Annotated in this window: 26 protein-coding genes and 1 pseudogene; 10 read left to right on the forward strand and 17 right to left on the reverse strand. The window is 67.5% G+C overall.

The features are described 5' to 3' along the window. Positions 1–73: 73 nt before the first annotated feature. Positions 74–1375 (forward strand): MFS transporter, encoded by a 1302-nt coding sequence (locus A9974_RS16080; RefSeq protein ID WP_183005152.1) that lies wholly within the window; start codon positions 74–76, stop codon positions 1373–1375. A gap of 108 nt (positions 1376–1483) precedes the next feature. On the opposite strand, the gene A9974_RS16085 is transcribed toward A9974_RS16080, so the two are convergent. From A9974_RS16085 to A9974_RS16095, 3 genes are all read right to left on the reverse strand, one after another. Next, positions 1484–1819, reverse strand: coding sequence for a 2Fe-2S iron-sulfur cluster-binding protein (locus tag A9974_RS16085; RefSeq protein ID WP_183005153.1), 336 nt, complete (start codon positions 1817–1819; stop codon positions 1484–1486). 77 nt (positions 1820–1896) lie between these two features. Beyond that, the gene (locus A9974_RS16090; RefSeq protein ID WP_183005154.1) at positions 1897–2484 is read right to left on the reverse strand and encodes an NUDIX domain-containing protein; all 588 of its coding nucleotides are present in this window, start codon (positions 2482–2484) and stop codon (positions 1897–1899) included. A gap of 147 nt (positions 2485–2631) precedes the next feature. Then, positions 2632–3651, reverse strand: a complete 1020-nt coding sequence (locus A9974_RS16095; protein ID WP_183005155.1) for an NAD(P)-dependent alcohol dehydrogenase — start codon at positions 3649–3651, stop codon at positions 2632–2634. A gap of 139 nt (positions 3652–3790) precedes the next feature. Here A9974_RS16095 and A9974_RS16100 point away from each other — a divergent pair, with 139 nt between their 5' ends. Beyond that, positions 3791–4711, forward strand: a complete 921-nt coding sequence (locus A9974_RS16100) for a LysR substrate-binding domain-containing protein (RefSeq protein WP_183005156.1) — start codon at positions 3791–3793, stop codon at positions 4709–4711. A gap of 67 nt (positions 4712–4778) precedes the next feature. On the opposite strand, the gene A9974_RS16105 is transcribed toward A9974_RS16100, so the two are convergent. Continuing rightward, positions 4779–6032: an Hsp70 family protein gene (locus A9974_RS16105; protein ID WP_183005157.1), complete on the reverse strand. Its 1254-nt coding sequence runs from the start codon at positions 6030–6032 to the stop codon at positions 4779–4781. A gap of 183 nt (positions 6033–6215) precedes the next feature. After that, positions 6216–7184 carry a GlxA family transcriptional regulator gene (locus A9974_RS16110; RefSeq protein ID WP_183005158.1) on the reverse strand — a complete coding sequence of 323 codons (969 nt, stop codon included), beginning with the start codon at positions 7182–7184 and terminating at the stop codon, positions 6216–6218. Positions 7185–7337: 153 nt separating this feature from the next. On the opposite strand from A9974_RS16110, the gene A9974_RS16115 reads away from it, so the two are divergent. Continuing rightward, positions 7338–8564 (forward strand): MFS transporter, encoded by a 1227-nt coding sequence (locus tag A9974_RS16115; RefSeq protein WP_183005159.1) that lies wholly within the window; start codon positions 7338–7340, stop codon positions 8562–8564. A gap of 63 nt (positions 8565–8627) precedes the next feature. Here A9974_RS16115 and A9974_RS16120 read toward each other — a convergent pair whose 3' ends face one another. The 7 genes and pseudogenes from A9974_RS16120 to A9974_RS16150 form a co-directional block, all read right to left on the reverse strand. Then, the gene (locus A9974_RS16120) at positions 8628–8960 is read right to left on the reverse strand and encodes a hypothetical protein (RefSeq protein WP_183005160.1); all 333 of its coding nucleotides are present in this window, start codon (positions 8958–8960) and stop codon (positions 8628–8630) included. A gap of 298 nt (positions 8961–9258) precedes the next feature. Further along, positions 9259–9474, reverse strand: a pseudogene (locus tag A9974_RS16125) (DUF3820 family protein); the annotation flags it as partial. 6 nt (positions 9475–9480) lie between these two features. Next, entirely contained in the window at positions 9481–10032 is a 552-nt protein-coding gene (locus tag A9974_RS16130) for a cysteine hydrolase family protein (RefSeq protein ID WP_183005217.1), read from the reverse strand. A gap of 44 nt (positions 10033–10076) precedes the next feature. Then, positions 10077–10652, reverse strand: coding sequence for a GNAT family N-acetyltransferase (locus A9974_RS16135; protein WP_183005161.1), 576 nt, complete (start codon positions 10650–10652; stop codon positions 10077–10079). Between the two features lie 100 nt (positions 10653–10752). Continuing rightward, positions 10753–11400 (reverse strand): glutathione S-transferase family protein, encoded by a 648-nt coding sequence (locus A9974_RS16140; RefSeq protein ID WP_183005162.1) that lies wholly within the window; start codon positions 11398–11400, stop codon positions 10753–10755. A 26-nt stretch (positions 11401–11426) separates the two neighbouring features. Then, complete coding sequence (locus A9974_RS16145; protein WP_183005163.1) at positions 11427–11900, reverse strand: OsmC family protein; 474 nt, start codon at positions 11898–11900, stop codon at positions 11427–11429. Between the two features lie 164 nt (positions 11901–12064). Then, the gene (locus A9974_RS16150; RefSeq protein WP_183005164.1) at positions 12065–12460 is read right to left on the reverse strand and encodes a GFA family protein; all 396 of its coding nucleotides are present in this window, start codon (positions 12458–12460) and stop codon (positions 12065–12067) included. A 261-nt stretch (positions 12461–12721) separates the two neighbouring features. On the opposite strand from A9974_RS16150, the gene A9974_RS16155 reads away from it, so the two are divergent. Together A9974_RS16155 and A9974_RS16160 are read left to right on the forward strand one after the other, a co-directional pair. Then, entirely contained in the window at positions 12722–13147 is a 426-nt protein-coding gene (locus tag A9974_RS16155) for a copper resistance protein NlpE (protein ID WP_183005165.1), read from the forward strand. Positions 13148–13263: 116 nt separating this feature from the next. Continuing rightward, positions 13264–14007, forward strand: a complete 744-nt coding sequence (locus A9974_RS16160; protein ID WP_183005166.1) for an ABC transporter substrate-binding protein — start codon at positions 13264–13266, stop codon at positions 14005–14007. A 135-nt stretch (positions 14008–14142) separates the two neighbouring features. Here the strand turns inward: A9974_RS16160 and A9974_RS16165 are convergent, their stop codons facing one another. From A9974_RS16165 to A9974_RS16180, 4 genes are all read right to left on the reverse strand, one after another. Further along, positions 14143–14475, reverse strand: a complete 333-nt coding sequence (locus A9974_RS16165) for a zinc ribbon domain-containing protein (RefSeq protein WP_183005167.1) — start codon at positions 14473–14475, stop codon at positions 14143–14145. A 25-nt stretch (positions 14476–14500) separates the two neighbouring features. Beyond that, positions 14501–15730 (reverse strand): formamidase, encoded by a 1230-nt coding sequence (fmdA, locus tag A9974_RS16170; protein WP_183005168.1) that lies wholly within the window; start codon positions 15728–15730, stop codon positions 14501–14503. A gap of 227 nt (positions 15731–15957) precedes the next feature. After that, positions 15958–17283: an MFS transporter gene (locus A9974_RS16175; RefSeq protein WP_255468183.1), complete on the reverse strand. Its 1326-nt coding sequence runs from the start codon at positions 17281–17283 to the stop codon at positions 15958–15960. Beyond that, the gene (locus A9974_RS16180) at positions 17276–18226 is read right to left on the reverse strand and encodes a nitrilase-related carbon-nitrogen hydrolase (protein WP_183005169.1); all 951 of its coding nucleotides are present in this window, start codon (positions 18224–18226) and stop codon (positions 17276–17278) included. Before A9974_RS16180 ends, A9974_RS16175 begins: the two co-directional genes overlap by 8 nt. Positions 18227–18478: 252 nt before the next feature. Here A9974_RS16180 and A9974_RS16185 point away from each other — a divergent pair, with 252 nt between their 5' ends. Beyond that, positions 18479–18862 carry a hypothetical protein gene (locus A9974_RS16185; protein WP_183005170.1) on the forward strand — a complete coding sequence of 128 codons (384 nt, stop codon included), beginning with the start codon at positions 18479–18481 and terminating at the stop codon, positions 18860–18862. A gap of 69 nt (positions 18863–18931) precedes the next feature. On the opposite strand, the gene A9974_RS16190 is transcribed toward A9974_RS16185, so the two are convergent. Continuing rightward, on the reverse strand, positions 18932–20413 hold the full coding sequence (locus A9974_RS16190; protein WP_183005171.1) for an aminotransferase class V-fold PLP-dependent enzyme: 1482 nt from the start codon (positions 20411–20413) through the stop codon (positions 18932–18934). Between the two features lie 117 nt (positions 20414–20530). On the opposite strand from A9974_RS16190, the gene A9974_RS16195 reads away from it, so the two are divergent. From A9974_RS16195 to A9974_RS16210, 4 genes are all read left to right on the forward strand, one after another. Beyond that, positions 20531–21028: an Lrp/AsnC family transcriptional regulator gene (locus A9974_RS16195; RefSeq protein ID WP_220805962.1), complete on the forward strand. Its 498-nt coding sequence runs from the start codon at positions 20531–20533 to the stop codon at positions 21026–21028. 168 nt (positions 21029–21196) lie between these two features. Further along, entirely contained in the window at positions 21197–21709 is a 513-nt protein-coding gene (locus tag A9974_RS16200; RefSeq protein WP_183005173.1) for a winged helix DNA-binding protein, read from the forward strand. Positions 21710–21718: 9 nt separating this feature from the next. Further along, positions 21719–23572, forward strand: coding sequence for a dipeptide ABC transporter ATP-binding protein (locus A9974_RS16205; protein ID WP_220805963.1), 1854 nt, complete (start codon positions 21719–21721; stop codon positions 23570–23572). Between the two features lie 55 nt (positions 23573–23627). Next, positions 23628–25160, forward strand: coding sequence for an ABC transporter substrate-binding protein (locus A9974_RS16210; protein WP_183005174.1), 1533 nt, complete (start codon positions 23628–23630; stop codon positions 25158–25160). Positions 25161–25270: the final 110 nt, after the last annotated feature.

Raw genomic sequence — 25270 nt, forward strand, 5'->3', positions numbered from 1 at the left:
ATGGGATACGGGGGTGCATTTTTGCATCCACAGGCGCAAGATAAGGGGGTACGGACTTCCCTGGAAGACAGCGATGACCCAATCGTATCTGGACATGCCCGACGCCAAACGCCGCATCAAGGCGATCTTCGTCGGCTCCATGGGCAACCTGGTGGAATGGTATGACTTCTACGCCTATACCGCCTTCGCCCTGTACTTCGCCCCCGCCTTTTTCCCCTCTCACGATCCCGTCGTCCAGCAGCTCAATGCCGCTACGCTGTTCGCGGCCGGCTTCATCGTGCGGCCGCTGGGCGGCTGGCTGTTCGGGCACCTGGCCGATCGGCACGGCCGGCGGCTGTCGCTGATGGTGTCGGTGGGCATGATGTGCGTGGGCTCGCTCATCATCGCGGTCACGCCCACCTATGCGTCCATCGGGCTGGCCGCGCCAGCGCTGCTGGCCCTGGCGCGCGTGATCGAAGGCCTGAGCCTGGGCGGCGAGTATGGCGCCAGCGCCACCTACCTGACCGAGATCGCCGATCCGGAGCACCGCGGTTTCTATTCCAGCTTCCAGTACGTCACGCTGATCGGCGGCCAGCTGTGCGCGATCCTGGTGCTGCTGCTGTTGCAGAACGTGTTCCTGACGCATGAGCAACTGGTGGAATGGGGCTGGCGCATTCCGTTCGTGATCGGCGCGATGCTGGCCGTCATCACCGCGCTGATGCGGCGCGACATGCCGGAAACGGATTCGTACAAGGAAGCCAGCAAACGCAAGCCGCAGACCAGTTCGCTGCGCGGCCTGCTGCGCTATCCGCGCGAGGTCGCCATCGTGGTGGGCCTGACGGCCGGCGGCACGGCGGCGTTCTACACCTTCACCACCTACATGCAGACGTTCGTGCGGCAGACTTCGGGGTTCTCGGACATCGTCACCACCTACGTCATCGCCGCATCGCTGATCTTCGCGCTGATCCTGCAGCCGCTGTATGGCGCGCTGTCGGACAAGATTGGCCGCAAGCCGCTGCTGGTGTTCTTCGGCGTGGCGGGCGCGGCGCTGACGGTGCCGATCCTGATGACGCTGTCGCACACCAAGTCGCCCTACCTGGCCTTCCTGCTGATCTGCGCGGCGTGGGTGTTCACGGCCGGCTACACCTCGATCAACGCGGTGGTGAAGGCCGAGCTGTTTCCCACCAACATCCGCGCGACCGGCGTGGCGGTGCCGTATGCCATCACGGTCTCGATCTTCGGCGGCACCGCGCCCGCCATTGCCCTGTGGTTCAAGCAGCAGGGCCACGAGCAATGGTTCTACTACTACCTGGCGGGCGTGATCTTCATTTCGCTGCTGGTGTACGCGACCATGCGCGACACCAAGCATCAGTCGGCCATGCACAAGCATGAATGACGGGGGCCGGCGGGCCGCTGCCACGGCCGGCCCGGGACGCCGGGGTGCCAAGTGCCGCGGCGCCCGACGCGGCGGCGCCCGACGCATCGGCGCCCGGCCCCATGCCGCCTAACGCCGCGCCCCGGTCAGGGGCCGTGGCGACGCCGGCGGCGCCGCTTCAATGCGTTCGGCCTGCAACGACTGGATTTCCAGCGGCGTACAGGCATGGGCCACGCAGGGCAGGATCCAGCCCTCTTCCTTTTCGTCGCGCGACAAGCCCGGCCATTCAATGCGGTAGGCAATCTCGCCGTCCAGCAGCAGGCTCATGCAGGCGCGGCAGGTACCGTTGCGGCACGAGCTAGGCAACTTGATGCCCGCCGCCTGCGCGGCAAGCAGCACGGGCGTGTCGGCGTCGGCCTCGAAACGCAGGCCGGACGGCTGCAGCAGCACGGGATAGGTGGGCATGGCGGAACCTAGGGCCTGTTGACACTAGAAAGGAGCCTCGCACTGGCAGGCCATATCCAGGGGGCTGGCTCGGCCAATCAGGCCGGGTGGTCTTGCCAGTCCAGCTGCCAGGCGCCGGACAGCGCGTTCTGCAGCCACAGCACGCAGGTCAGGGTCTTGGCGTCGGTGACCTCGCCCTTGGCGCAGGCGGCGAACAGGTCGGCCGGCTGGGCGCTGAAGACATCCAGGAATTCGTCCGGGTCCAGTTGCTGCGGGCCGGCGCGCAGGCCGCGGGCAAAGTAGATGTGGATGATCTCGGTGGAATAGGCGATGGCCAGGTGCAGGGCGCCGGCGCGGGCCCATTGCGTGGCGGTGTAGCCGGTTTCCTCGAGCAGCTCGCGCTTGCCGCAAGCCAGCGGGTCTTCGCCCGGGTCCAGCTTGCCGGCGGGGAATTCCGTCATGACGCGGCCGATCGGGTAGCGGTACTGGCGTTCGAGCAGCACGCGGCCGTCGTCCAGCAGCGGGATCACCACCACCGCGCCGGGATGCACCACATATTCGCGAGTGGACGTGTGGCCGTTGGGCAGACGGACGGTGTCGTTGCGGATCTTGAGAAAGCGGCCCTCGTAGGGCGCCTCGGTGGAGACAAGTTCTTCGAACAGGTGCGAATCGGGCTTGTGGATCATGGCGCGGCGTGGAAGCGTTCAGGCGGCGGGCGCGGCGGGCGCACCCGCCTCGGGATTGCAGCTTACCACCGCGCACGCGACGGGTTCCTGACAGACTGGCGGCGCGCCGCAAGCCCCAGCGCGCCGCCCATGCGCCGCACCAAGGAATCAGCCGTTGACGCGGATCACGATCTTGCCGAAGTGGCGGCCCGAGGCCAGGTGCTCGAACGCGGCGGGCACCTCGTCAAAGCCATAGACCCGGTCGATCACCGGCGCGATGCGCGAAGTGTCGACGACGCGCGCCACGTCTTCCAGCATCTTGCGGCTGCCCACGAAAATGCCTTCCAGCCGCTTGTTGCCGGCGATCAGCGCCAGCGGCGAGACGGGCGTGGCGGCAAAACCGCTGACCCCGCCGATGATGCCGATGCTGCCGCCCATCCTGGCGGCCGCTACCGAGCGCGTCAACGTGCCCTCGCCGCCCACTTCCAGCACCACGTGCGCGCCTTCGCCGCCCGTCAGGCGCAACACCTCGTCCTGCCATTCGGGCGTTTCGCGGTAGTTGACCAGGCCGTCGGCGCCCAGTTCGCGGGCGCGCGCCAGCTTGTCGGCGCTGGATGAGGTGATGATGGCGCGCAGGCCCGCGGCCTTGGCCAGTTGCAGGCCCCAGATCGAGACCCCACCGGTGCCCAGCAGCAGCGCGGTCTGGCCGGCGCGGGCGCGGCCGGCGACGAACAGCGCGTTCCAGGCGGTGACGGCGGCGCAGGGCAAGGTGGCGGCCTGTTCGTCGGACAGCGAGTCCGGGATGGCCACCAGGCCGTGCTCGGCGAAGATCACCTCGCTGGCCAGCACGCCGTCGGTCGCGGCGCCGGGGGCCAGGGCCGTATTGGCGGGTGTTGGCTCGCCGTCGATCCAGTCGGGCATGAACGCGCCCATGACCCGGTCGCCGGCCTTGTAGCGTGTGACACCGGCGCCGACAGCCACCACCACGCCGGCTGCATCGGACGCCGGCACGACCGGACCGCCCGAGGTCTTCAGGTAGTCGCCGCGGGCGACCATCAGGTCGCGGAAGTTCAGCGACACGGCGTTGATGCGCACCCGCACTTCATAGGGGCCGGGGTCGCGTGGGGTCAGCGCCACGCGCTTGAGCGAACCGATGCCTTGTCCGCCGATAACCTGGTATGCCTGCATGACGATGTTCCTTCGAATTGGGGGATTCTGGATGGCGCCCATGATGTTGCGGCGCGGTAAGGGTACGATATCCGGGAACCAAACGATCCAGTGGCGGCATTTATTCCACTGAATGATTCCCAAAAGGAACCAATCAATCATGGCCACTCCCCTGACCCATGACCGGCTGGGCGGCATCGAAGTCTTCGTGCAGGCGGCCGAGGCCGGCAGCTTCGCGCTGGCGGCCGACCGCCTGAATCTGACCCGCTCGGCGGTGGGTAAGTCCATCGCCCGGCTCGAAGCCCGGCTGGGCACGCGGCTGTTCCACCGCACCACCCGCCAGCAAAACCTGACCGACGCCGGCCAGGCCTACTACGACCGCTGCGTGCGCGCGCTGGCCGAGCTGCATGACGCCGAGGCCGAGCTGGACAGCGGCCGCCGTTCGCCGCAGGGACGGCTGCGGGTCAGCGCGCCGCTGGTGTTCGGCCGCCATTGCGTGGCGCCCGTGCTGCGCGAGCTGGCCGCGCAATATCCGCAATTGCAGATCGACATCTCGTTCAACGACCGCGTGGTGGACCTGATCGAGGAAGGCTACGACCTGGGCATTCGCATCGGCCCCCTGCCCGACAGCGCTAGCCTGGCGGCGCGCCGCCTGGGCCTGCAGACCATGGGCATCGGCGCATCGCCGGCTTATATAGCCGCGCACGGACGCCCCGCCACGCTGGACGAAATGCGCCAGCACGCGGGCGTGGTGTACGCCCACGGCGGCGTGGAAAAAGGCTGGTCGGTGATGGGGCCGGACGGCCAGGTGATCCAGCTGTTTGTGCCGCCGCGGCTGCGGCTGGACGACCTGCAGGCCATCGCCGACGCCGCCATTGCGGGAGCGGGGCTGGCGTGGCTGCCGTGCTGGATGCTGACGCGTTACGTCGCCGCCGGCGAACTGGAGGTGCTGATGCACGGCGACAAGATGGCCGCGCACGAAGTACATGCCGTGTGGCCGCAGGCGCGCTACCTGCCGTCCAAGACCCGCGTGGCGATCGACGCGCTGGCCGAGCGCGTGCCGGCGATGCTGGCCAGGTAAACCTCTGGGGAACGAGGCCGGCGCGCGCGCCACCCGGCCGGTCAGGACCAGCCGGTTGGCGGTTGAATCAGCCGAACTTGCGGCGGGCGTCCAGCGCCAGGCCGGCGCCGATGCTACCGAACAGGTCGCCTTCAACGCTACGCGCGCCCGGCACCAGGGCCGAAACGCTTTCGCGCAGCCGCGGTACGCGGCTGGAGCCGCCGGTGAAGAACACCGTGTCCACCTCCGACGTGGACACCCCCGCGTCGCGCAGCAGCACGCCAACGGTCTGCTCGACCTTTTCGATCAGGCGCGCCACGCTGACGTCGAACGACGGACGGGTCACATCCACGCCCAGGTCCGGCGCGATGCGCGACAGGTCGATGCGCGCGGACGGCGCTTCGGACAAGGCGATCTTGGCTTCTTCGACCTGTACCGCGACCCAGTGGCCGGCGCGCTGCTTGATCAGATTGAGCAGCAGGTCGATCTTTTCGCGGTCGCCGGCTTCCGCGCGGATGTAGGCGAAGTGTTCGGCGGACTTGCGGGTATAGGCCTGGTTGATGGTGTGCCAGCAGGCCAGGTTACCGTACTGCGTGGACGGCACGTCCTTGCCGCTGCGCAACTGGCTGCCCAGGCCCAGCAGCGGCATGACGTGCGCCAGGCTCAACTGCTTGTCGAAGTCCACCCCGCCGATGTGCACGCCGCCGTAGGCCAGGATGTCTTCGCGGCGATCGGGCTTGCCGGCGCGGCCCGGCCCCAGGCGGATCAGCGAAAAGTCGGAGGTACCGCCGCCGATGTCGATGACCAGCACCAGCTCTTCGCGGTCGATCTGCGATTCGTAGTCGAATGCCGCGGCCAGCGGCTCGAACTGGAATTCGATGTCGGTAAAACCCACGCTGCGCGCGATTTCGCCCAGCGTGTCCTGGGCGGTTTGGTCAGCGGCCGTGTTGTCGTCCACGAAGAACACCGGCCGGCCCAGCACCGCGCGCGTGAATTCGCGGCCGGCGGCGGTTTCGGCGCGGCGCTTGAGTTCGGCGATAAAGCGCGTCAGCAGCACGCGGAACGGAATCGAGCGGCCCTGCACTTCGGTCGAGCCATCGATCAGCGAACTGCCCAGCAGGCTTTTCATCGAGCGCATCAAGCGCCCGTCGTAGCCGGCCAGGTAGTCGGAGATGGCTGCGCGGCCGTAGCTGACCTCGGCATCTTCGTCGTGGAAGAAAATGGCCGAGGGCAAGGTGGTCTTGCCGTCTTCAAGGGCGAGAAGCGCGCGCTGGTCGGGGCGGCTCCAGCCGACGGTGGAGTTCGACGTGCCGAAGTCGACGCCGCATGCGGTGGAAATCATGGGAATTCGGGGGCTAATAAGCAAAACGGCGCACAAGTGTAGCCGCAACCGCCCGAAACGCCATGTCCCCCCCTGCGGCGCAGCGCCGCCGCCATGAAAAAGCGCCACGGCGACGGCTCCGGAAACAGGCGCGGGGTTGACTAACAATGAATACTATTGCCCCCCTCACGCCCACCGCGCGATTCAGCCGGTGGACGCCTGGCTGCGGGCGGCGCGGCGCAACGCCTGGGGTGGCTGGCCGTAGACCCGCAAAAACGCCCGCCGCATCCGTTCGCTGTCCGTGAAGCCCACGCGCCGCGCGATGCTCTCGATACTGCTGCCACCGGCCGCGATCTGGCCGCGCGCGGCCTCGGCGCGGATGCGCTCCACCGCCTTGGCTGGCGTTTCGCCGGTTTCGGCCTTGAAGCTGCGCAGGAACTGACGCGGGCTGACGCAAGCCACTTCCGCCAGTTGCTCCACCGTCAGGGCCGCGCCCAGGTTGGCGCGGATGTGCTCCAGCACCGCGCGCATGCGCTCGCTGTCGGGCGCCAGGTCCTGCAAGGCCGAGAACTGCGACTGGCCGCCCGAGCGGCGGTGATACACCACCATCTCGCGGGCGGTGGCGGCGGCGACATCGGCGCCCAGGTCGGCCTCGACCATGGCCAACGCCAGGTCGATGCCGGCGGTGATGCCCGCCGACGTCCAGAGGCCGCCGTCGCGCACATGGATCTTGTCGGCATCGACCCGCACGCCCGGATGATTGCGCGCCAGCATCGCGGCGCGACGCCAGTGCGTGGTGGCGCGCAAACCATCAAGCAGCCCCGCCCCCGCCAGCACGAACGCGCCGGTGCAGACGCTGGCCAGGCGCTTGCCCGCTTGCCGCTGCGCGTGCAGATAGCGGCGCATGCCTGGCGTCACGGCGGTCTCGCGCGCGCCTTCGCCGCCGGCCACGATCAGCGTGTCGGCCCGTAACCCCCGCCATGGCCGGGTCTGGATTTCGATGCCGCTGGTGCTGCGCACCAAGCCGCCGTGCTCGGACACCACTTGTACCGTGTAGGCCGGCCCCGTGGCCGTGGGCGCCTCGGCGCCAGCGATCTGGAACACGGCGGCCGGACCGGACATGTCCAGCAGCTGGAAATTGGGCACGAGCAGAAAGGCGACGGTGTGAGGCATGTGGCGTTTTTTAAGGGAATTATGTCATTTACGCCAAAGTGTGCGCCGCTATAGTAGGCGCTGTCAAACCCTGCGCTTGTCATGGCCGCCCTGCCTGTTCAGCAGACGGGACGCGGACTGGCCGGCTCCGTTCTTCTCTCCTTCGCCGCCCCTATGCGCCCGTCATCCCGTACCGCCCCCGGCCACCGCAACGCCCGGCTGCTGGCCGTCTGCCAGGGCCTGTTCATCGCCGCCATCTCCATCGACCTGACCCTGACGGCCCTGACCGGCCACATGCTGGCGCCCAACAAGGCGCTGTCCACCCTGCCCTTCGCGCTGATCACCGTGGCCGGCGCGCTGGTCACCTGGTTCGCCTCGCTGCTGATGCAGCGCATCGGCCGCCGCAACGGCTTCGCGCTGGGCGCCCTGGCCGGGGCGGCGGGCGGTGGCCTCTCGGTGTGGGCGGTGTTCCACGCGGACTTCTGGGCCTTCTGCGCCGGCACCGCACTGGTCGGCGTGTTCCAGGCGTTCGCCCAGTACTACCGGCTGGCGGCGGCGGACGCGGTCGAACCCGCGGCCAAGACCCGCGCGATCTCGGTGGTGATGACGGGAGGCGTCATCGCCGCCATCGCCGGCCCCGCGCTGGCCAACTGGAGCCGCGACCTGTTCGCCCCCGTCACCTTCGCTGGCGCGTACCTGATGGTGGCGCTTTTGGCATTGCTGTCCGCCGTCCTGTTGTGGGGGTTCTATCGCGACACGGAGGCGCCGGCCCAGGCCGGCGATGCGCAGGCGGGCCTGCCGGCCAGGCCGCTGCGCGAAGTCGCGCGCCAGCCGATATTCGTAGCGGCGCTGGCCAACAACGTGGTGGGCTCGGTGTCGATGATGTTCATCATGACCGCCGCTCCGCTGGCCGCCGTGGCATGCAGCCACAGCATCGGCGACGGCGCCAGCATCATGCAATGGCACCTGGTCGGCATGTATGCGCCGGCCTTCTTCGCCGGCGCGCTGATCCAGCGCTTCGGCCTGGCCCGCGTGCTGTGGGCCGGCATGCTGCTCAATATCGCCAGCGCACTGATCGCCATGGGATCGCCGTCGCTGCCCGCGTTCTATGCGGCGCTGTTCTGCCTGGGCGTGGGCTGGAATTTCATGTTCGTCGGCGGCACCACGCTGCTGGCGCAGTCGTACCGGCCGGCCGAACGCGCCCGCGCCCAGGGCGCGGCCGAAATGCTGCGCTATGCCGCGACGGCGCTGGCGACACTGGCCGCCGGGCCAGCGCTGGACCGGTTTGGATGGGAGGCCTTGAATGCGGCCATGCTGCCGGTGGTGCTGGCCGCCGGCCTGATGACCTGGTACTGGGCCCGCGGCGCGGCCCGCAGCGCCGTGGTTGCCGGTCAGGCCTAGGGCCAGTTCACCCTATCAGGCGCCTTGCACAGGCCCTAGGCGCGGGACGCGGCGCCTTGGCCCCTACTGCTGCTGACGCCGCTGCTCCAGTTCCCGCAGGCATTGCGCCACGCCTGCCTGCATCTGGGCGTTGGACACTGCGGCGCGGTCGGAGACCTCGCGGCAACGCACATACTGCGCCTGGCTTTCGGGGGTATCGCGGATCGCGGCGGGCGCCGAATTCGGATCGGGCGTGACGGTCATGCGCAGCGTCGAGGGCGGCGACAGGCTGCCGTCCTTGGAGCGCTGGCTGGGATATTGGAATTCCTGGGTGACCGGCGCCGCGCTTTGCGCGTGGGCCACGCCGGCAGCGCAGGCCAGGGCCAGCAAGGCGGCGGACAGCGGGAGTTTTTTCATGGCGACCTCTCTTCGTTGGTGCGCGCCCGGCAAACCCGGGCCAACTGCCCCGCCCTGCGGCGCGCCGGTCTATGGTAGCCCCGCGCGCGGCTGGCGGGCATGCCAAAACGCTACGCGCGCCGCCGGAGTTGTTTCTTGCGGTTTCCCGCGACCGGCTCCATCACCCGGATCAGGGCTTGGCGGGCCGATTGGGGGACGTCGCCGCGCCGGACGGGCCGGCCGATGATGCGCCGGCGCCAGACGCTTTGACGACGGCTGGCTTGGCGGGTGAGTCCCCCGGCGGCTGGCCCGGCCAGGCACGAGGCGCCGTCCGCAAAGGATCCAGCAAGCCGGACAGGCCGTTATGGTCCAGTTCAAGCATCAGCGCCAGCAAACGGCCGAGCTCGCCTTTCGGAAAGCCCTTGCGCGCGAACCACGCCAGGTAGGGCCCGGGCAGGTCGGCGATCAAATGGCCCTGGTACTTGCCAAAGGGCATGGTACGCGTCACCAGCAACGACAGCAGTTCAGGATCCATGGCGGTTCAGGGCGCGGCCGTGCCGCCGAAGGTGATGTCGGCGGCGGGAATGGCCGCGATCTTGACGCCAAAGCTGGCGATGGACGACAGCGTGGCATTGTGGTGCGCGCGGATCTGCGCGCCGGGGGCGTGCGGCTTGTCCTGGGTGGTATGGGCATCCGCCGCCAGCGTGACCGGAAAGCCCAGCGCCGCCGCGCGGCGCACGGTGGTGTCGACGCAGAACTCGCTGGCATAGCCGCACACCACCAGTTGCCTGGCGCCGGCTCGCGCCAGCACGTCCGCCAGATCGGTGCGCAGGAAAGAATCGGGCGTGGTCTTGCGCACCCGGATGTCACCGTCGGCCGGTTGCAGCCGCACGTCCAGTTGCCAGGCGGGCAGGCCGTAGTCCATCTGGCTACCGGGCGCTTCATGCTGCACGTAGATCACCGGCACCTGGGCGGCGCGGGCGCGTTCGGTCAAAGCGTTGATGCGCGCCAGCACGGCGTCGGCATCGGCGGGGGGCGGCGAGGTCTCGAACAGCGCGCGTTGCACATCGATCACGATCAAAGCGGACGTCATCATTTCCTCGTGGGGGGTCCGTTGCATGGGGTGGTTTGAATCCATCAGCCGCATTCCGCGCCGACGATGGGCGGCGGCCAGATGCGCGCGTAGATCCAGAAATGGCGAGGTTCGCCGCGCACCACCCGGTAGTGGTGCAGCAAGCCTTCACGGTGGAAGCGGCAACGTTCCAGCACGCCCGCCGAGGTGGTGTTGGTGTCCAGCACCGTGGCCTGCACCCGGGCCAGGCCCAGCGTTTGCAGCGCCCAGGTGGTCAAGACCTCGCACGCTTGCGTGGCAATGCCCTGCCGCCAGTATGGCGGCGCGATGTCGTAGGCGATTTCGGCGCGGCGGGCCGGCAGCGAGATCTCGTTCAGGCCGATGGTGCCGATCAGGCGATCGTCGGCGCCCGCGATCGCCAGACGCACACTGTGCGTGGCGGCGGGGTCGGCGTAGCCATGGATCAGCCGGACCAGCGAGTCCGGGCCGTCCAGCTGCCAGCTGGTGTGACGGGTGACGGCCTCGTCACGCAGATAGGCGTGCCAGTCAACCGCATCCGCTTCATGCAGCGGACGCAGGCGCAAACCGGCGATGCCCAGGTCAGGAGCATGGCGCGGCCAGTCGGTAAGGGGGATGGACATGCGTCGAGATCGTTAAAACACTGCGTCTGGGCTTCGGCCAGCCAGGCGCGCAAGCCTGCGCGTCGACAAGGTCAGCCACGAGATTAACAGGCTTGCCAGGTCAGAAATCCAGCCGCCCCTTCAATTCGCCAAACGGCACCATAACGTGTTCGCGGTAGGCCGGGCGCGCCTGCAGGCGCTCGTACCAGGCACGCACGTTGGGCAGCGGCGCATGCGCGATGTCCAGTTCGTAATAGCGGTACAAGGCCGTGGCCGCGGGAATGTCCGCGAGCGACAACGCCTGCCCGTCGAGGTAGGGCTGCGCGGCCAGCACCGCGTCCAGCTGCCGCAAGCACGCGTGGGTGGCCGCCAGGCTGCGCGCAATGGCCGGTACGTCGCGCTGCGCCTCGGGCGTGCGGTAATAGCCCCAGAACACGCCCACCAAAAAGGCGGGCTGCAAGGCCGTCTGCGCCCAATCCATCCAGCCGTCGGCGCGCGCCCGCCGCGCCGGGTCGGCGGGCCAGAGCGCGCCGGCGCCGTAGCGCGCCGCCAGATAGCGCAGGATGGCATGGGATTCCCACACCACGGTATCGCCGTCACGCAGCAGCGGCACCTTGCCGTGCGGATTCAGGCTGAGGAACTGCGGCGTGTCCAGTACGCCGAACTGCCCCCCCGCCGGCACGTGTTCGTACGACAGGCCCAATTCGCCCGCCAGCCACAAGACCTTTTGCACATTGAATGAGCTGCGCCGGCCCCAGATCGTCAACATATCGCCATCCTTGGACGCTGCCCGTGTCAGCTGGCCACGACCACGCGCGGCTCGCAGTGCACCGGGAAATTCACGGAATTGGCGATGTAGCAGAAGTGATGCGCGCGGGCGTGCAGGGCTTCGGCCAGCCCGGCGTCGCCGCCCACCTGGATGGTGACTTCGGGGCGCAGCGTCACCGACGCAAACGCGCCACCCCGCTCGGGCTCTTCGCGCATCACGCCGTGCGCGTCATCGCGATAGGCCGTGACCGTGATGCCCTCGACTGCGCACAGGTGCAGATACCAGAGCTTGTGGCAGGCCGACAGCGACGCCACCAGCAGGTCTTCCGGGTTCCAGCGCGCGGCATCGCCGCGAAAGGCCGGATCGGCCGACCCGGCGATGTCGGCCTTGCCCGGCGCCTGGATCAGGTGGTCGCGGGAATAAGCCGTGTAGCTGGCGGTGCCCTTGCCGGTGTTGCCGGTCCAGGTCACGTTGACGTCGTAGTGGTGTTCGCCTTTCATTGCGGAAATCCCCGGTTGCGCCGCCCTGGCGCAAAGATGGATAGCGTAGCGCAAGCGCGCGGTTCAAGTGGCGCAGGCCACGGGACAAAACTGACACATCGAGCACAGGCGCGTGCCGGACGCGCTTGCGCCAGGCAGGCCGAGCCGCGCCGGATGCGAGCGCGTCAGGCCGGCGGCGCATCCGGATAGGTGGCGACCTGCGGCCCATCCACCAGCCACGGCACATCGTGCGAGGTATGGATATGCGCCGACGGCTGCGCTGCCGGATCGTCGTCCAGCGTCGCCACGCGCAGGATGACCTGCGGCTGTGCCACCCAATGCGCCATCAGATGGGCGCCGCAGGCCGTGCAGAAATGGCGGATCTTGCCCGGCGACGACTCGTACGAGCCCAGTGCCGCCTCGCCCCGGGTCCAGCGGAAGTCCTCGCGCGCCACGCGCGCGGTCGATGCAAAAGCCGCGCCGTGCGCCTTGCGGCAGGTGACACAATGGCAGTGAAAAATCGGCCCCGACAGGCGCTCGGCCTCGTAGGCCACCGCGCCGCACAGACAGCTTCCCTTCATGGCGGTTCTCCTTCGCGCCCGCCGCGACAGGCGGCCGGCTCGCAACGAAAAGCGTAGCGCAAGCGGGCGAAGCGCGAGACGCCGATACGGCCCGGATGCGGGGCATACGCGGACAAGGCGGCGCTATCCCGTCACCCACGCGCTCAGGGCAGCCGGCGGAGGGCCGTAAGGCGGGGCGCCTCCGCATTGCCTTTACATCCCGTTTCAGCAAGGACAGGCATGCGTCCGTATCGTGGACGCTCTGCTACCCAGGAGCTCGCCATGATGAAAACCACCCTGACCTGCACCCTGACAGTCGCCCTGCTTGCTGGCTGCGCCCCGTCCAAACCCATCACCGCCCGGTCCGTGCCGGTGGACAACCACACGGCGCGCAACGCGCTCGATTGGCCCGGCAGCTACGACGGCACCCTGCCCTGCGCCGATTGCCCGGGCATCCGCATCCGCCTGACCTTGATGAAGGACGGCCGCTACGAGCGCACCACCCAATACCTGGATCGCCAGGAACAGCCCGAGACCGTGGCCGGCGGCTTCAGTTGGGAGTCCGACGGCAGCACCATCCGGCTGGACGCCTCGGGCGACAGCCAGCGCTACTTCATCGCCGAAAACCAGGTCACCCTGCTGTACCGCGACGGCACGCGCCCCACCGGCCCGCTTGCGCCGCACTATGTGCTGCGGCGCGCGCAGTAGCGCAACGCCCTGCCGGCGGCATCGCGCAAGCCGCCGGCTTCCGGCTATTCTTCCAGGCTGAACACGCCGCGCCGCCCGGCCCCCTGCCCGGCGGCGCGGCCCCACGGAAGGAAGCCATGAAAACCGATCACGAATTGCTCGACGCCTTCGCCCCGACGGGCACGCTGCGCGCCTCCATCAACCTGGGCAATCCCATCCTGGCCAACACCCACCCCGCCACCGGCGCGCCCGGCGGCGTATCGGTGGACCTGGCCACCGAACTGGCGCGCCGGCTCGACGTGAAACTGGAGCTGGTGGTGTTCAAGTCCGCCGGCGAGTCCGTCAATGCCGTCGCCACCGAACAGGCCGACGTGGGCTTTTTCGCGATCGATCCGCTGCGTGGCGAACAGATCGCCTTCACCGCCCCCTACGTGGTCATCGAAGGCGCCTACCTGGTGCGCCAGGACTCGTCCATTACCCGCCAGGAAGAAGTGGATTGCACGGGCCAGCGCGTGGTCGTTGGCAAAGGCAGCGCCTACGACCTGTACCTGACCCGCGAACTCAAGCACGCCGAGATCTTCCGCGCGCCGACCTCGCCCGCCGTGGTCGACACCTTCATCCAGGAAAACCTGGAAGTGGCCGCCGGCGTGAAGCAGCAACTGGAGGCCGACGCGCAGCGCCTGGGCGGCCTGCGCCTGCTGGATGGCCATTTCATGCTGATCCGCCAGGCCATGGGCGTGCCCAAAAGCCGCGGCGCCAAGGCCGCCGCCTACCTGGCGGCGTTTATCGAAGCCATGAAGAAAACCGGCTTCGTCGCCGAAGCGCTGGCGCGCCACAACATCCAGGGCGCGGCGGTGGCGCCGCTGGAAAACCAGGCGTAGCGACCCGGCAGGCACGGCCGGCCCAGGTTCGCTGCGGCAAGCCACACGGCGTGGCCGCGCAGCGTTGCACGGCCTGTCGCCGAGAGGTATCAAATCCAGGTGAAAAGGCGCGCGGCACCCGCCGCGCGCCTGCCTTCAGTGGCTGATCATCCAGGGCCGCGAACCGGCAAAGGACTTCGCCCCATCGGCCGTGGTGCGCGTCTTGCCGCTACCGCGCCCGCCCGAGCAGCAACCGCAGTTCAAGCCGTGCCCCGAGCGCGTGCTGCGCGGCTCGTGGGCGCTGCGCTCGTTGGCGGCATGGGCGCGGTTGACGGCGGACGAGAGCGCCGAGATCGCCGGCGCGCCGCCCACGATGCGGCCGGACAGCGCGCCGCAATCCGGGCATGCGGCGGGATCGCGCCATTGCGCCAACGGCCGCAACACCGCGAACGCGCCGCAGTCCGCGCAGGCATAGTCATACATGGGCATGTCAGGCTCCTTGTCGGTGCATCCGTCAACGATCGCGCGACAAGGGCATGTCGATGCCGCCCTTGATGTGCTTGACCGGCCCGGACGCCGACGGCTGGATGTCAAAGTCGAAGATCTCGGTTGGCAGCCACAGCGTGGCGCAGGAGTTGGGAATGTCCACCACCCCGCTGATATGCCCCTGCACCGGCGCGCAGCCCAGCAGCGAATAGGCCTGCGCCCCCGAATAGCCGAACTTCTTCAGGTATTCGATGGCATTCAGGCAGGCCTGCCGGTAGGCGACATTGACGTCCAGGTAATGCTGCTTGCCGCCTTCGTCCACCGAGATGCCTTCGAAGATCAGGTAGTCCTTGTAGGCCGGCGTGATCGGGCTGGGCTTGAAGATGGGATTCTTGATCGCGTACTTCTCCATGCCGCCCTTGATGAGCGTCACGCGCATGTGCACCCAACCGGCCATCTCGATGGCGCCGCAGAAGGTGATTTCGCCGTCGCCCTGCGAGAAATGCAGATCACCCACCGACAGGCCGCCGCCCTTGACGTACACCGGAAAGAACACCCGGGCGCCGCGCGACAGATCCTTGATGTCGCAGTTGCCGCCATGTTCGCGCGGCGGCACGGTGCGCGCGCCCTCGCCCGCCGCGCGGTCGCGGTCCGCGCCCTGCAGCGCGCCCATGTGGGCCGTCTTGGGCGCCGGCGGATTGGCCAGCGGCGGCACGCGGCCGGGGTTGGTGTCGATCAGGGCTTGTTCGCGCTGGTTCCAGGTATCCAGCAGCTTCTTGTCGGGCAGGCAGCCGATCAGGCCAGGGTGGATCAGCCCGGCGAAATTCACCCCCGGGATGTGCCGCGACGACGTGAACATGCCGTGAAAATCCCAGATGGATTTCTGCGCATGGGGAAAATGGTCGGTCAGGAAGCCGCCGCCGTTGTTGCGGCTGAAAAAGCCGTTGAAACCCCACAGGCTGTCGGGCTTGGCGCCGATGTCCAGCAGGTCCACTACCAGCAGGTCGCCGGGTTCGGCGCCCTCCACGCCCACCGGGCCGGACAGGAAGTGCACCGTGGACAGGTCCACGTCGCGCACGTCGTCGGCGCTGTCGTCGTTCTTGATCGCGCCGCCGGTCCAGTCGTAGGTTTCCAGGACGAAGTCGTCGCCAGGCTTGACCCAGACGGCCATCGGAATATCCGGATGCCAGCGGTTGTGGATCTGCTTGTTTTCGTAGGGGGATTGGGCCAGGTCGACCCGGATGAGCGTATCGGTCATTCTCTTTCATCTCCAACGTAGTGTTTTGGCAAAACAAAAGTGTTGATAAAACAGAACTTCAATCGCGGCCCGGATGCATCCGCCGCCTGAACCGGCGGCCTGGCCGGCCTGTCGTCGCAAACCCGCGATTTGTCTTGCACGGTAGGCCAGTTTCGCGCGGCCGTAAACTGGGTTTATACGCAGTAGGGCCGAGGCGGCTGGCGCAGTGCCGGCCGCCTGCGATGCCTCTATCCCTGCGCGATATCCCGGTCGCGCGTTTCGGGCAGCATCCGCCACAGCACGATGCCGCACAGCGCCGATACGCCGCACAGGTAGGCGGCCGGCAGGTTCGCGTTGCCCGTGCCTTGAATCAGCGCCGCGGCGATGAACGGCGCGGGCCCGGCCAGCACTGCCACGGCCACGTTCTGGCCGATCGCGGCGCCCGTGGACCGGATGGAAGCGGGGAACATCTCGACCAGCAGCACCACGTCCATCACCCCGGCGATGGCGACCAGCACGGCCAGCACGCACAGCGCCGCCAGGATGGCCACGGGGTGCCCGGTGTTCATGAGCAGGAAGATGGGGTAGCCCAGCAGGGTCAGGCCCCAGGCCGCGCCCAGCACCAGCGGACGCCGGCCGATGCGGTCGCTGAGGCGGCCCACCGCCGTGTGCAGCATCGTATAGAACACCAGCGCCGCGCTGCATAACCACAGCGAGGTCGATTTGGGCAGGCCGACGGTTTGCGTAAGATGGGTATTGGCGTAGGTGATGAAGTAGTACAGCGACACGCCGAACAGCGCCGCATAGGCGAACGTGACGGTAAATGCGCGCCATTTTTCCGCCCCGGAAACCGGCTGGACCTGGTTATTTTCACGGCGCTTCTGCACGGCCTCGTAGACAGGCGTGTCGCCCAGCCGGCGGCGGATGTAGAGGGCCACGATGGTCATCAGGATGGACGCCACGAACGGCACGCGCCATCCCCAGCTGGCGGCGTCGTGCTCGGACAGCACCGATGAAATGACCGCCGCCACGAAGGTGCCGCCCAGGAACGCGGCCGCGGCCGTTTTGGTGAGCAGCGCGGCCGCCGTGCCGCGTCCGCCATGCGGGGCGCTTTCCACGATGTAGATGCAGGCGGCGGACCACTCGCCGCCCACCATCATGCCCTGTACGAAACGCAGCAGGATCAGCAGCACCGGCGCGGCAATGCCCAGGGTGTCGTAGCCGGGCAGCAGGCCGATCAGCGTGGTGGCCACGCCCATGCCGAACACGGTGATCATCAGCACCGCGCGGCGGCCCACCCGGTCGCCCAGGGGCCCCAGCACGATTGCACCCAGGGGCCGCGACAGAAAGCCCACGGCGAACACGGCCAGCGACGACAGCAGCGACACGCCGGGCGCCGCCGACGGGAAGAAGGTGCGGCCGATCAGGACGACGAAATATCCATAGATGGCGAAGTCGAACCATTCCATGAAATTGCCGATGCCGACGGCAACGGCGCGGCGGCGCAGGTCGGCACGGTCTGGGTGGGGTACGGCATCGATCGATGCGGCCGCTTGCGGCAGGCGTTCAGACATGCTGTTCTCGCAGGGGATCGCGTTCGGCCTTGACGGGCGGCTTGGCGCGTTCGTCCACGTCCAGCCGGAAGATGTCAGGCCGGCTGTAGTGCCCGGCGACGTCGAACACGAACTTGCCGCACACGATGTCGTCCAGGTCGAGATAGGCGGTAAGAATGCATTCCTGGTCGTAGACCGGCCCGGCCAGGACCTCGCCGGTGGGGCTGACGATGGCGCTGCCGCCTCGCATCAGGATCGTGCCGGGCGCATTGCCCTGCACCGGGTCGTAGTCGTTGGGGAAGGCGTCGCGGGTCAGGTACTGGCACGCGGACAGGACGAAACAGCGGCCTTCCAGCGCCACATGGCGGGCAGTGGCCAGCCAGTATTCGCGGTCGTCGGCGGTGGGCATGCAGTAGATCTGGATGCCCTTGCCGTACATGGCCATGCGCATCAGGGGCATGTAGTTTTCCCAGCAGATCACCGCGCCGAGCTTGCCCATGGGAGTATCGAAGACGGGCAGCGTGGCGCCGTCGCCAAAGCCCCACACCAGGCGTTCCATGAAGGTGGGCATGACCTTGCGGTGCTTGCCGAGGAATTCGCCCTGCGGCGAGAAGAACAGGACCGTGCAGTACAGCGTGCCGCCATCGCGTTCGATGACGCCGATGACCAGGTGCACGTTGCATTGCCCCGCCAGCGCGGCCAATTGCTCGGTTTCGGCGCCGGGGACCTGGATGGCGCCGTTGAAGTAGCGCTTGAAGTCTTCGTAGCCCTTGGCGCTGCGGCCGCCGACGGACGCGCCAAAGGTAGCGCCTTTGGGATAGCCGCCGACGAACGCTTCGGGAAAGACGACCAGCTCGGCCCCGGTAGCGGCGGCTTCTTGCGTCAGGCTCGTCACCTTGGCGAGCGTGGCGGGGGTGTCGAACGGCACGGAGCCGGCCTGGACGATGGCAGCGCGGAATTTCATGGCAGAGGCCTCGAAGAAACGATCTGGCTGATTCTGTTCATGAACGGCGCGGGCCGAAATACGTAGTTCTACGCTAAGACTGACACACGCAATGTGCGCAAAGCATTGATTTCAAAACGCGTTTGGGGATTCTGCATTCAAGCGTTGCAGAAACGCGCGAGCGGACACCGGCCTTATCGGACGTATCCGAGCCGGACGTTATGATGCGGGCATCGCATTTCGCGGCTACGCCGCAACGGAAAACCTACGTCCATGTTCTTGCCCCGCGCGCTCTGCCCCCTGCCCCGTCCTGTCTACGCCGCGCTGCTGCTCGCCGTGACGCTGCCCCTGTCCGCGCAGGCGGACGAGGACTGCGTGGCGCAATTCGATGCCAGCGTCACCCGCTACAACGAGGCGGTCACGGTGCAGACCAAGCGCGAGGTGACCAATCTGCACCAGTTGAACTTTCTGCTGTGCCAGGGCCGCCTGGACTTGCTGGACATGGAATTCGCGCTGGTCGACGACTACGAGCAATGCACGCGCAACGGCGGCAAGTTTCCGGACAAGACCGTGCAGACGATGACGACGCTGCCCGACAACCTGGCCTCGAAGAAGACCGCCTGGATCGACACCTGCGGGCCCTACATGAAGCAATGACCGGCCGCTGAAAGCCACAACGCCGGCCTGATGGCCGGCGTTGTGGCAATGACCGCGCCTGCGCAGGGCTCAGGCCACGGCCTCGGCCTGGGCGGGCCGCGGGAAGAAGATGGCGCGGCTGGGATCGAAGTCGTAGTCGCCTTCGAAGTCGGTAGCGTCGGCGGCCAGCGCCAGCACCGAGTCCAGGATGAAATCGACCTTGGCGTCGGCCAGCAGCACACTGAGGTTCAGCCGGATGAAGCCCGGCTTTTCGATTTCGCGGCCGTCCAGGATGGCCTGGCGCATCTGCGCCGATTCGGCCTCGTCGATGTCCAGCAGGTGATGCACATAGGGGCCGGCGCAGGCGCAGCCGCCGCGGGCCTGGATGCCGAAGCGGTCGCTCAGCATGCGGGTCACCAATTGCTGGTGCACGAAGCCGCCGCGGCCGTTGCGCACCCGGAACGAAAAGATGGGCAGGCGCTGGGCGCTGAGCGAACCCAGCAGTTCCAGCCGCGGCGCACCCTGCCACCGGGCGAACGCGCGCTGCGCCAATTCGGCATTGCGCCGCTGCATGAAGTCGGCGCACAGGGCGTCCTTGACCAGCAGGACCAGCGCGGCGCGGATGTCGCCCACCACATTGGGCGTGCCGGCTTCTTCGCGGGCTTCCAGGCTGCCGCTGTAGTCGTGGCCAGTGGGCGAGACGAATTTGACGGTACCGCCGCCGGGGTACGTCGGCGTAACCGGGACGACCGCATCGCGGCGCACGATCAGGATGCCGGACGCGCCCGGGCCGCCGATGAATTTGTGGGGCGAGAACACGATGGCGTCGATCAGCGCATCGGCCGCGGGCGACATGCGGATGTCCAGGTAGGGCGCGCCGCCGGCGTAGTCCCATACCATTTTCGCGCCCGTCTGCTTGACCCGCCGGGTGATCGCCGCGACGTCGGCGACGATGCCGGTCACGTTCGAGGCGGCTGACAGCGCGCAGACGACCAGCGTGCCGGCCGGAGCTTGCAGCGCGGCGTCCAGCTCGGCCAGGTCGGGGCCGCCCAGGGGGCTTTCGGCGACCGGGACCAGCTCGGCGCCGGATTCGCGCCAGGGCAGGATATTGGAGTGGTGTTCGTAGGGGCCGATGACCACGCGGACTTTCCGGCCAGCCGCGACGGCGCCGGACACGCCCAGCAGGTGCACCAGCCGGTTGATGCCCATGGTGGCGCCCGAGCCCGCAAAGATCACGGCGTGTTCGTCACCGGCGCCACAGCAACGAGCGACCACGGCGCGGGCCTCGCGGCGCAGGCGCGTGATGAAGCCGCCGCAATACGAGGCCTCGGTGTGCGAGTTGGCGTAGTAAGGCAGCACATGCTCGAGCACGAAGCGCTCGACCTGCATCAGCGCCCGGCCCGACGCGACGTAGTCGGCATAGACCAGGGGCTTGGCGCCGTAGGGGCCGTCGATGACGGCGTCCTTGCCGATCAGGCCATCGGCCAGCGCGGCAGCGATATCAGCGGATTGCAGGGAGGCTTGGAATTGGCGCAACGGCCCTGTGGTGGCCGGGGTCGCGTGGGTAGACATGATGATGATGGGACGAGGACAGGGATTTAGCTCGGAATATCATACGGTGGAAATAAATTTGAAACCTCACCTAAATTTTGGTGAAAATCACCAATATTCGTTCATTTGATCGACATCATGGAAAAAATAGACAAATTTGATCTAAGTATTATCTCCTGCCTGCAACGCGAGGGTTCGCTGTCGCAGCGCGAGCTGGCGGATCGGGTCGGTTTGTCGCAGAACGCCTGCTGGCGCCGGCTGCAGCGGCTAAATGCCAGCGGCATCATTCGCGGCACCCGCGCCCAGGTCAATCTGGTCGCGCTGGGGCTGGACCTGACCGTATTCGTGATGATCCGCACCAGCCATCACGCCAAGGACTGGGCCGACGGCTTTCGGCGCCACGTCGAACGCCTGCCCGAGGTGACCGAGTTCTACCGCATCGGCGGCGACTGGGACTACCTGATCAAGGTCACCTGCCGCGGCATCGCGGGCTACGACCGCTTCTACCAGAAGCTGATCACCGATTTCGAGCTGTCGACGGTGACCGGGTTCTTCAGCATGGAGGCCATTATCGAGAACCGGCCGCCAGACTTGACGCAATTGGCGGCTTCGGTCGACGACGGCACGCCGGGCTGACGGAATCGCGGCCCGCGGCGGGCCGCCCCCTCGAAACAGCGACGATAACCACGGGTCATGAAGCCCCCGCGGACATATATCCACGGGTTATCCCCGATGCCCGCATATCAACAAATCGTCAATAATTCGCCAACGTTTTGTTGTCGATCCGTCCCCAACCAGCCGCTTATGTCAGTTTCCGTCCGGGACGCCATCGTTTCGTCTTCCCATCTCGCCTCATCGGCCCCCGAGCTGTCCGAGGTGGAGTTCGGCCTGATCATCGCGTCGCACGCCTTCAACCGCTGGATGGTCCGCTGCATGGCCTGTGCCGGCCTGCCCGAGCTGACCTCGCTGGACATCCTGGTGCTGAACCACGTGTTCCACCGCGGCCGCGGCAAGAAGCTGGCCGACATCTGCTTCACGCTCAACGTCGAAGACACCCACCTGGTGAACTATTCGCTCAAGAAGCTGGAGCGTCTGGGCGTGGTGCAAAGCGCCAAGACCGGCAAGGAAGTGGTCTACACCGCCACGGACGCTGGCGCGGCCGCGATCCAGCGCTACGCCGAAGTCCGCGAGCAGTGCCTGGTCAAGCCGTTCATCGATTCCCCCGCCGCGGACGACGCCAGCCGCCAACTGGCCAATACCCTGCGCGCCCTGTCGGGCCTGTACGACCAGGCTGCCCGCGCCGCCACCTCGCTGTGAGAATTCACGTTGTCTAGCACTCTTGCCTCTTCAAGTCAGCCGCTCCTGTCCGTGCGCGGCGTCTCGGTCGATTTCAATACCGCGAACGGCGTGTTCCGCGCCGTCGAGGACCTGGACTTCGACGTGCGGCCGGGCAAGACGCTGGCCATCGTCGGCGAGTCCGGGTCGGGCAAATCCGTGACGTCCATGGCCATCATGCGGCTGACGGACTACAACAACGGCCGCATCGCCACCGGCAAGATCGTGTTCCAGGACAGCGCCGGACAGGAGATCGACCTGACCGCCGCGTCCGACGAGAAGATGCGCGCGATCCGCGGCAACGACATCGCGATGATCTTCCAGGAACCGATGACCTCGCTGAACCCGGTGTTCACGATCGGCGACCAGATCATCGAGGCGATCATGCTGCACCAGCAGCTGTCGCGTTCGGCCGCGCGCAAATCGGCGTGCGCCTTGCTGGAAAAGGTGCGCCTGCCCGACGCCGAGCAGTTGCTGGACCGCTACCCGCACCAGCTATCGGGCGGCATGCGCCAGCGCGTGATGATCGCCATGGCGCTGTCGTGCCAGCCGCGCCTGCTGATCGCCGACGAGCCCACCACCGCGCTGGACGTCACCATCCAGGCGCAGATCCTGAACACCATCCGCGAATTACAGCGCGACCTGGGCACCGCCGTCATTTTCATCACGCACGACATGGGCGTGGTGGCCGAGATGGCCGACGACGTCGTGGTCATGCTGCGCGGCAAGAAGGTCGAGCAAGGCACCGTGGAAGACATCTTCCGCGCCCCCAAGCATCCCTATACCCGCGCCCTGCTGGCCGCCGTGCCGCGCCTGGGCAGCCTGACCGGCCGCGACCTGCCGCTGCGCACGCCGCAGACCGTGCTGGAAGGCGATACCCTGCGCGAAGTGGGCGAGACCCGCGAGCAGGACACCGCCCGCTACGACGAACCCGTGCTGCGCGTGGAAAAACTGACCACCCGCTTTGACGTCGGCCACAACCTGTTCGGCCGCGTCACGCATCGCGTGCATGCGGTGGAAGAAGTGAGCTTTGACGTCTACCCCGGCGAAACGCTGGCGCTGGTGGGTGAATCGGGCAGCGGCAAGTCCACCATCGGCAAGACGCTGCAGCAGCTGGTGGCACCAACCTCGGGCGCGGTGCGCTACAACGGCCAGGACATCTTTTCGATGGACGCCGCCGGCCGCCAGCGCCTGCGCCAGGAAATCCAATACATCTTCCAGGACCCGTACGCGTCGCTGGACCCGCGCAAGACGGTGGCGTTCAGCATTGCCGAACCGATCCGCACCCACGGTCTGCTGTCGGGCGAGGACGCCATCGCGCGGCGCGTGGGCGAGCTGCTCGAGCAAGTGGGCCTGAAGCCCGAACACGCCCGCCGCTATCCGCATGAATTCTCGGGCGGCCAGCGCCAGCGCGTCTGCATCGCGCGCGCCCTGGCCAGCAACCCCAAGCTGATCATCGCCGACGAATCGGTGTCGGCGCTGGACGTGTCGATCCAGGCGCAGATCCTGAACCTGCTGATGGACCTGCAGAAAGACCGCGGCCTGTCGTACCTGTTCATCACCCACGACATGGCGGTGGTGGAAAAGGTCAGCCACCGCGTGGCCGTGCTGTACCTGGGCCAGATCGTCGAGCTGGGCACGCGCCGCCAGATTTTCGAATCGCCGCAGCACGCCTACACTCGCAAGCTGCTGGCCGCCGTGCCGGTGGCCGAGCCGGGCCGCCACATCGATACGTCGCTGATCGAAGGCGAGATCCCCAGCCCCGTGCGGCGCGTGGGTGACGAGCCCGCGATCATTCCCCTGGTTGAATTCGCGCCCGGCCACCGCGTGGCCCGCGCGGCTTGAGCCCCCACCCTCTTTTTACGTCGGCCTGCCCGATATCCCGTCCCTGGAGTTGAACATGCTCTCCCTACGCAAAACCTTCACCGCCACCGCCCTGGCCCTGGCGCTGGGCGGCGCGCTGCCCGCGGTCCTGTCGACCGCGCAAGCCGCCGGCACGCTCAACGTCGCCATCAACCAGGACCCGGGCAGCTGGGACCCGATCGACACTTTCGTGACCTTCTGGGGGTCGGTCGGCAGCAACCTGTACGACGGCCTGACCATGCGCGGCGCCGACCTGAAGCTGCAACCGGGCCTGGCCACCCGCTGGGAATACCTGGACGACAACAAGCGCCTGCGCTTTACCCTGCGCCAGGGCGTGAAGTTCCACAACGGCGAGCCCTTCAACGCCGAGGCCGTGAAGTTCACCTTTGAACGCCTGCTGGGCGCCGAAGGCGCCAAGGGCCCGCAGAAGTCCAACTACGACTCGATCGGCGAGGTCAAGGTGGTGGACGAGTACACCGTCGACTTCATCCTGAAGCAGCCGGACCCGGTGCTGCTGACCAAGCTGGCCGGCTACGGCGCCATGATCGTGCCGCCCAAGTACATCCAGGAAAAGGGTGAAGACAACTTCAACACCCATCCGGTCGGCACCGGCCCGTTCAAGTTCGAAAGCTACCAGCCCAAGGTCAACGTGACCCTGGCGCGCAATGACGACTACTGGGGTGGCAAGCCCAAGCTGGACAAGGTGGTCTACCGCTTCATCGGCGAGCCCGGCACCCAGGTGGCCGAGCTGCAGGCCGGCCGCATCGACGTCGCCACGCTGATCCCGCTGGGCCTGATCGAGACCGTGAAGAAGTCGGGCAACGCCGACGTCATCTCGACCGGCGGCCCCGTGGCCTTCGCGCTGCGCTACAACACCAAGACCGGCATCACCCAGAACCGCGACGTGCGCCGCGCGCTGATCATGGCCGTGGACCGCGACGCCATCGTCAAGCAGCTGCTGCTGGGCCAGGCCAAGACCATCGCCAGCTTCCAGGGCCCGCAATCGTTCGGCTACAACCCCGAGCAAAAGCCTCTGCCGTTCAACCCCGCCGAGGCCAAGAAGCTGCTGGCGGGCGCGGGCATCAAGGCCGGCGCCACCGTGCAGATCGACGTGCGCGGCAGCGACTCGAACTTCCGCGAAGTGGCCCAGGCGGTGTCGGGTTACCTGCAGGCGGTGGGCGTGCGCGCCACGATCAAACCGTATGAAACCGGCGTGCTGCTCAACGACATCATCCCCGGCGGCAAGACCGGCGAGATGTGGCAGAACCAGTGGGGCGGCTGGACGTACGACTACGACAACACGGCCTACCTGATGTATCACTCGGGCCAGAAGTGGAACCCGTACGACAACGATCCCAAGCTGAACGCCATGCTGGAAGCCCAGCGCACCGTCTACGACGTGAAAAAGCGCGAAGCCATGCTGCAGGAAATCGCCGGCTACGTGGCCGACCAGGCACTGGAACTGCCGCTGTACAGCCTGAACACGATCGTGGGCGTGAACAAGCGCGTGAAGCACCTGGAAGTCCCGGGCGACATCCGCTTCCGCTTTGTCGACACCACGGTAGAGTAAGGCCCCCCCGAAGCGCTACGCGCTTTCCCCCAGGGGCATGCCAGCGGACCGGCGGAGCCCGGATCCGCGGCATCCTGCTAGAGCCGTGCGCAATAAAGCAGTAACGATAT

It is taken from the genome of Achromobacter sp. UMC71, from assembly GCF_014170305.1.
Taxonomy (GTDB): Bacteria; Pseudomonadota; Gammaproteobacteria; order Burkholderiales; family Burkholderiaceae_B; genus Achromobacter.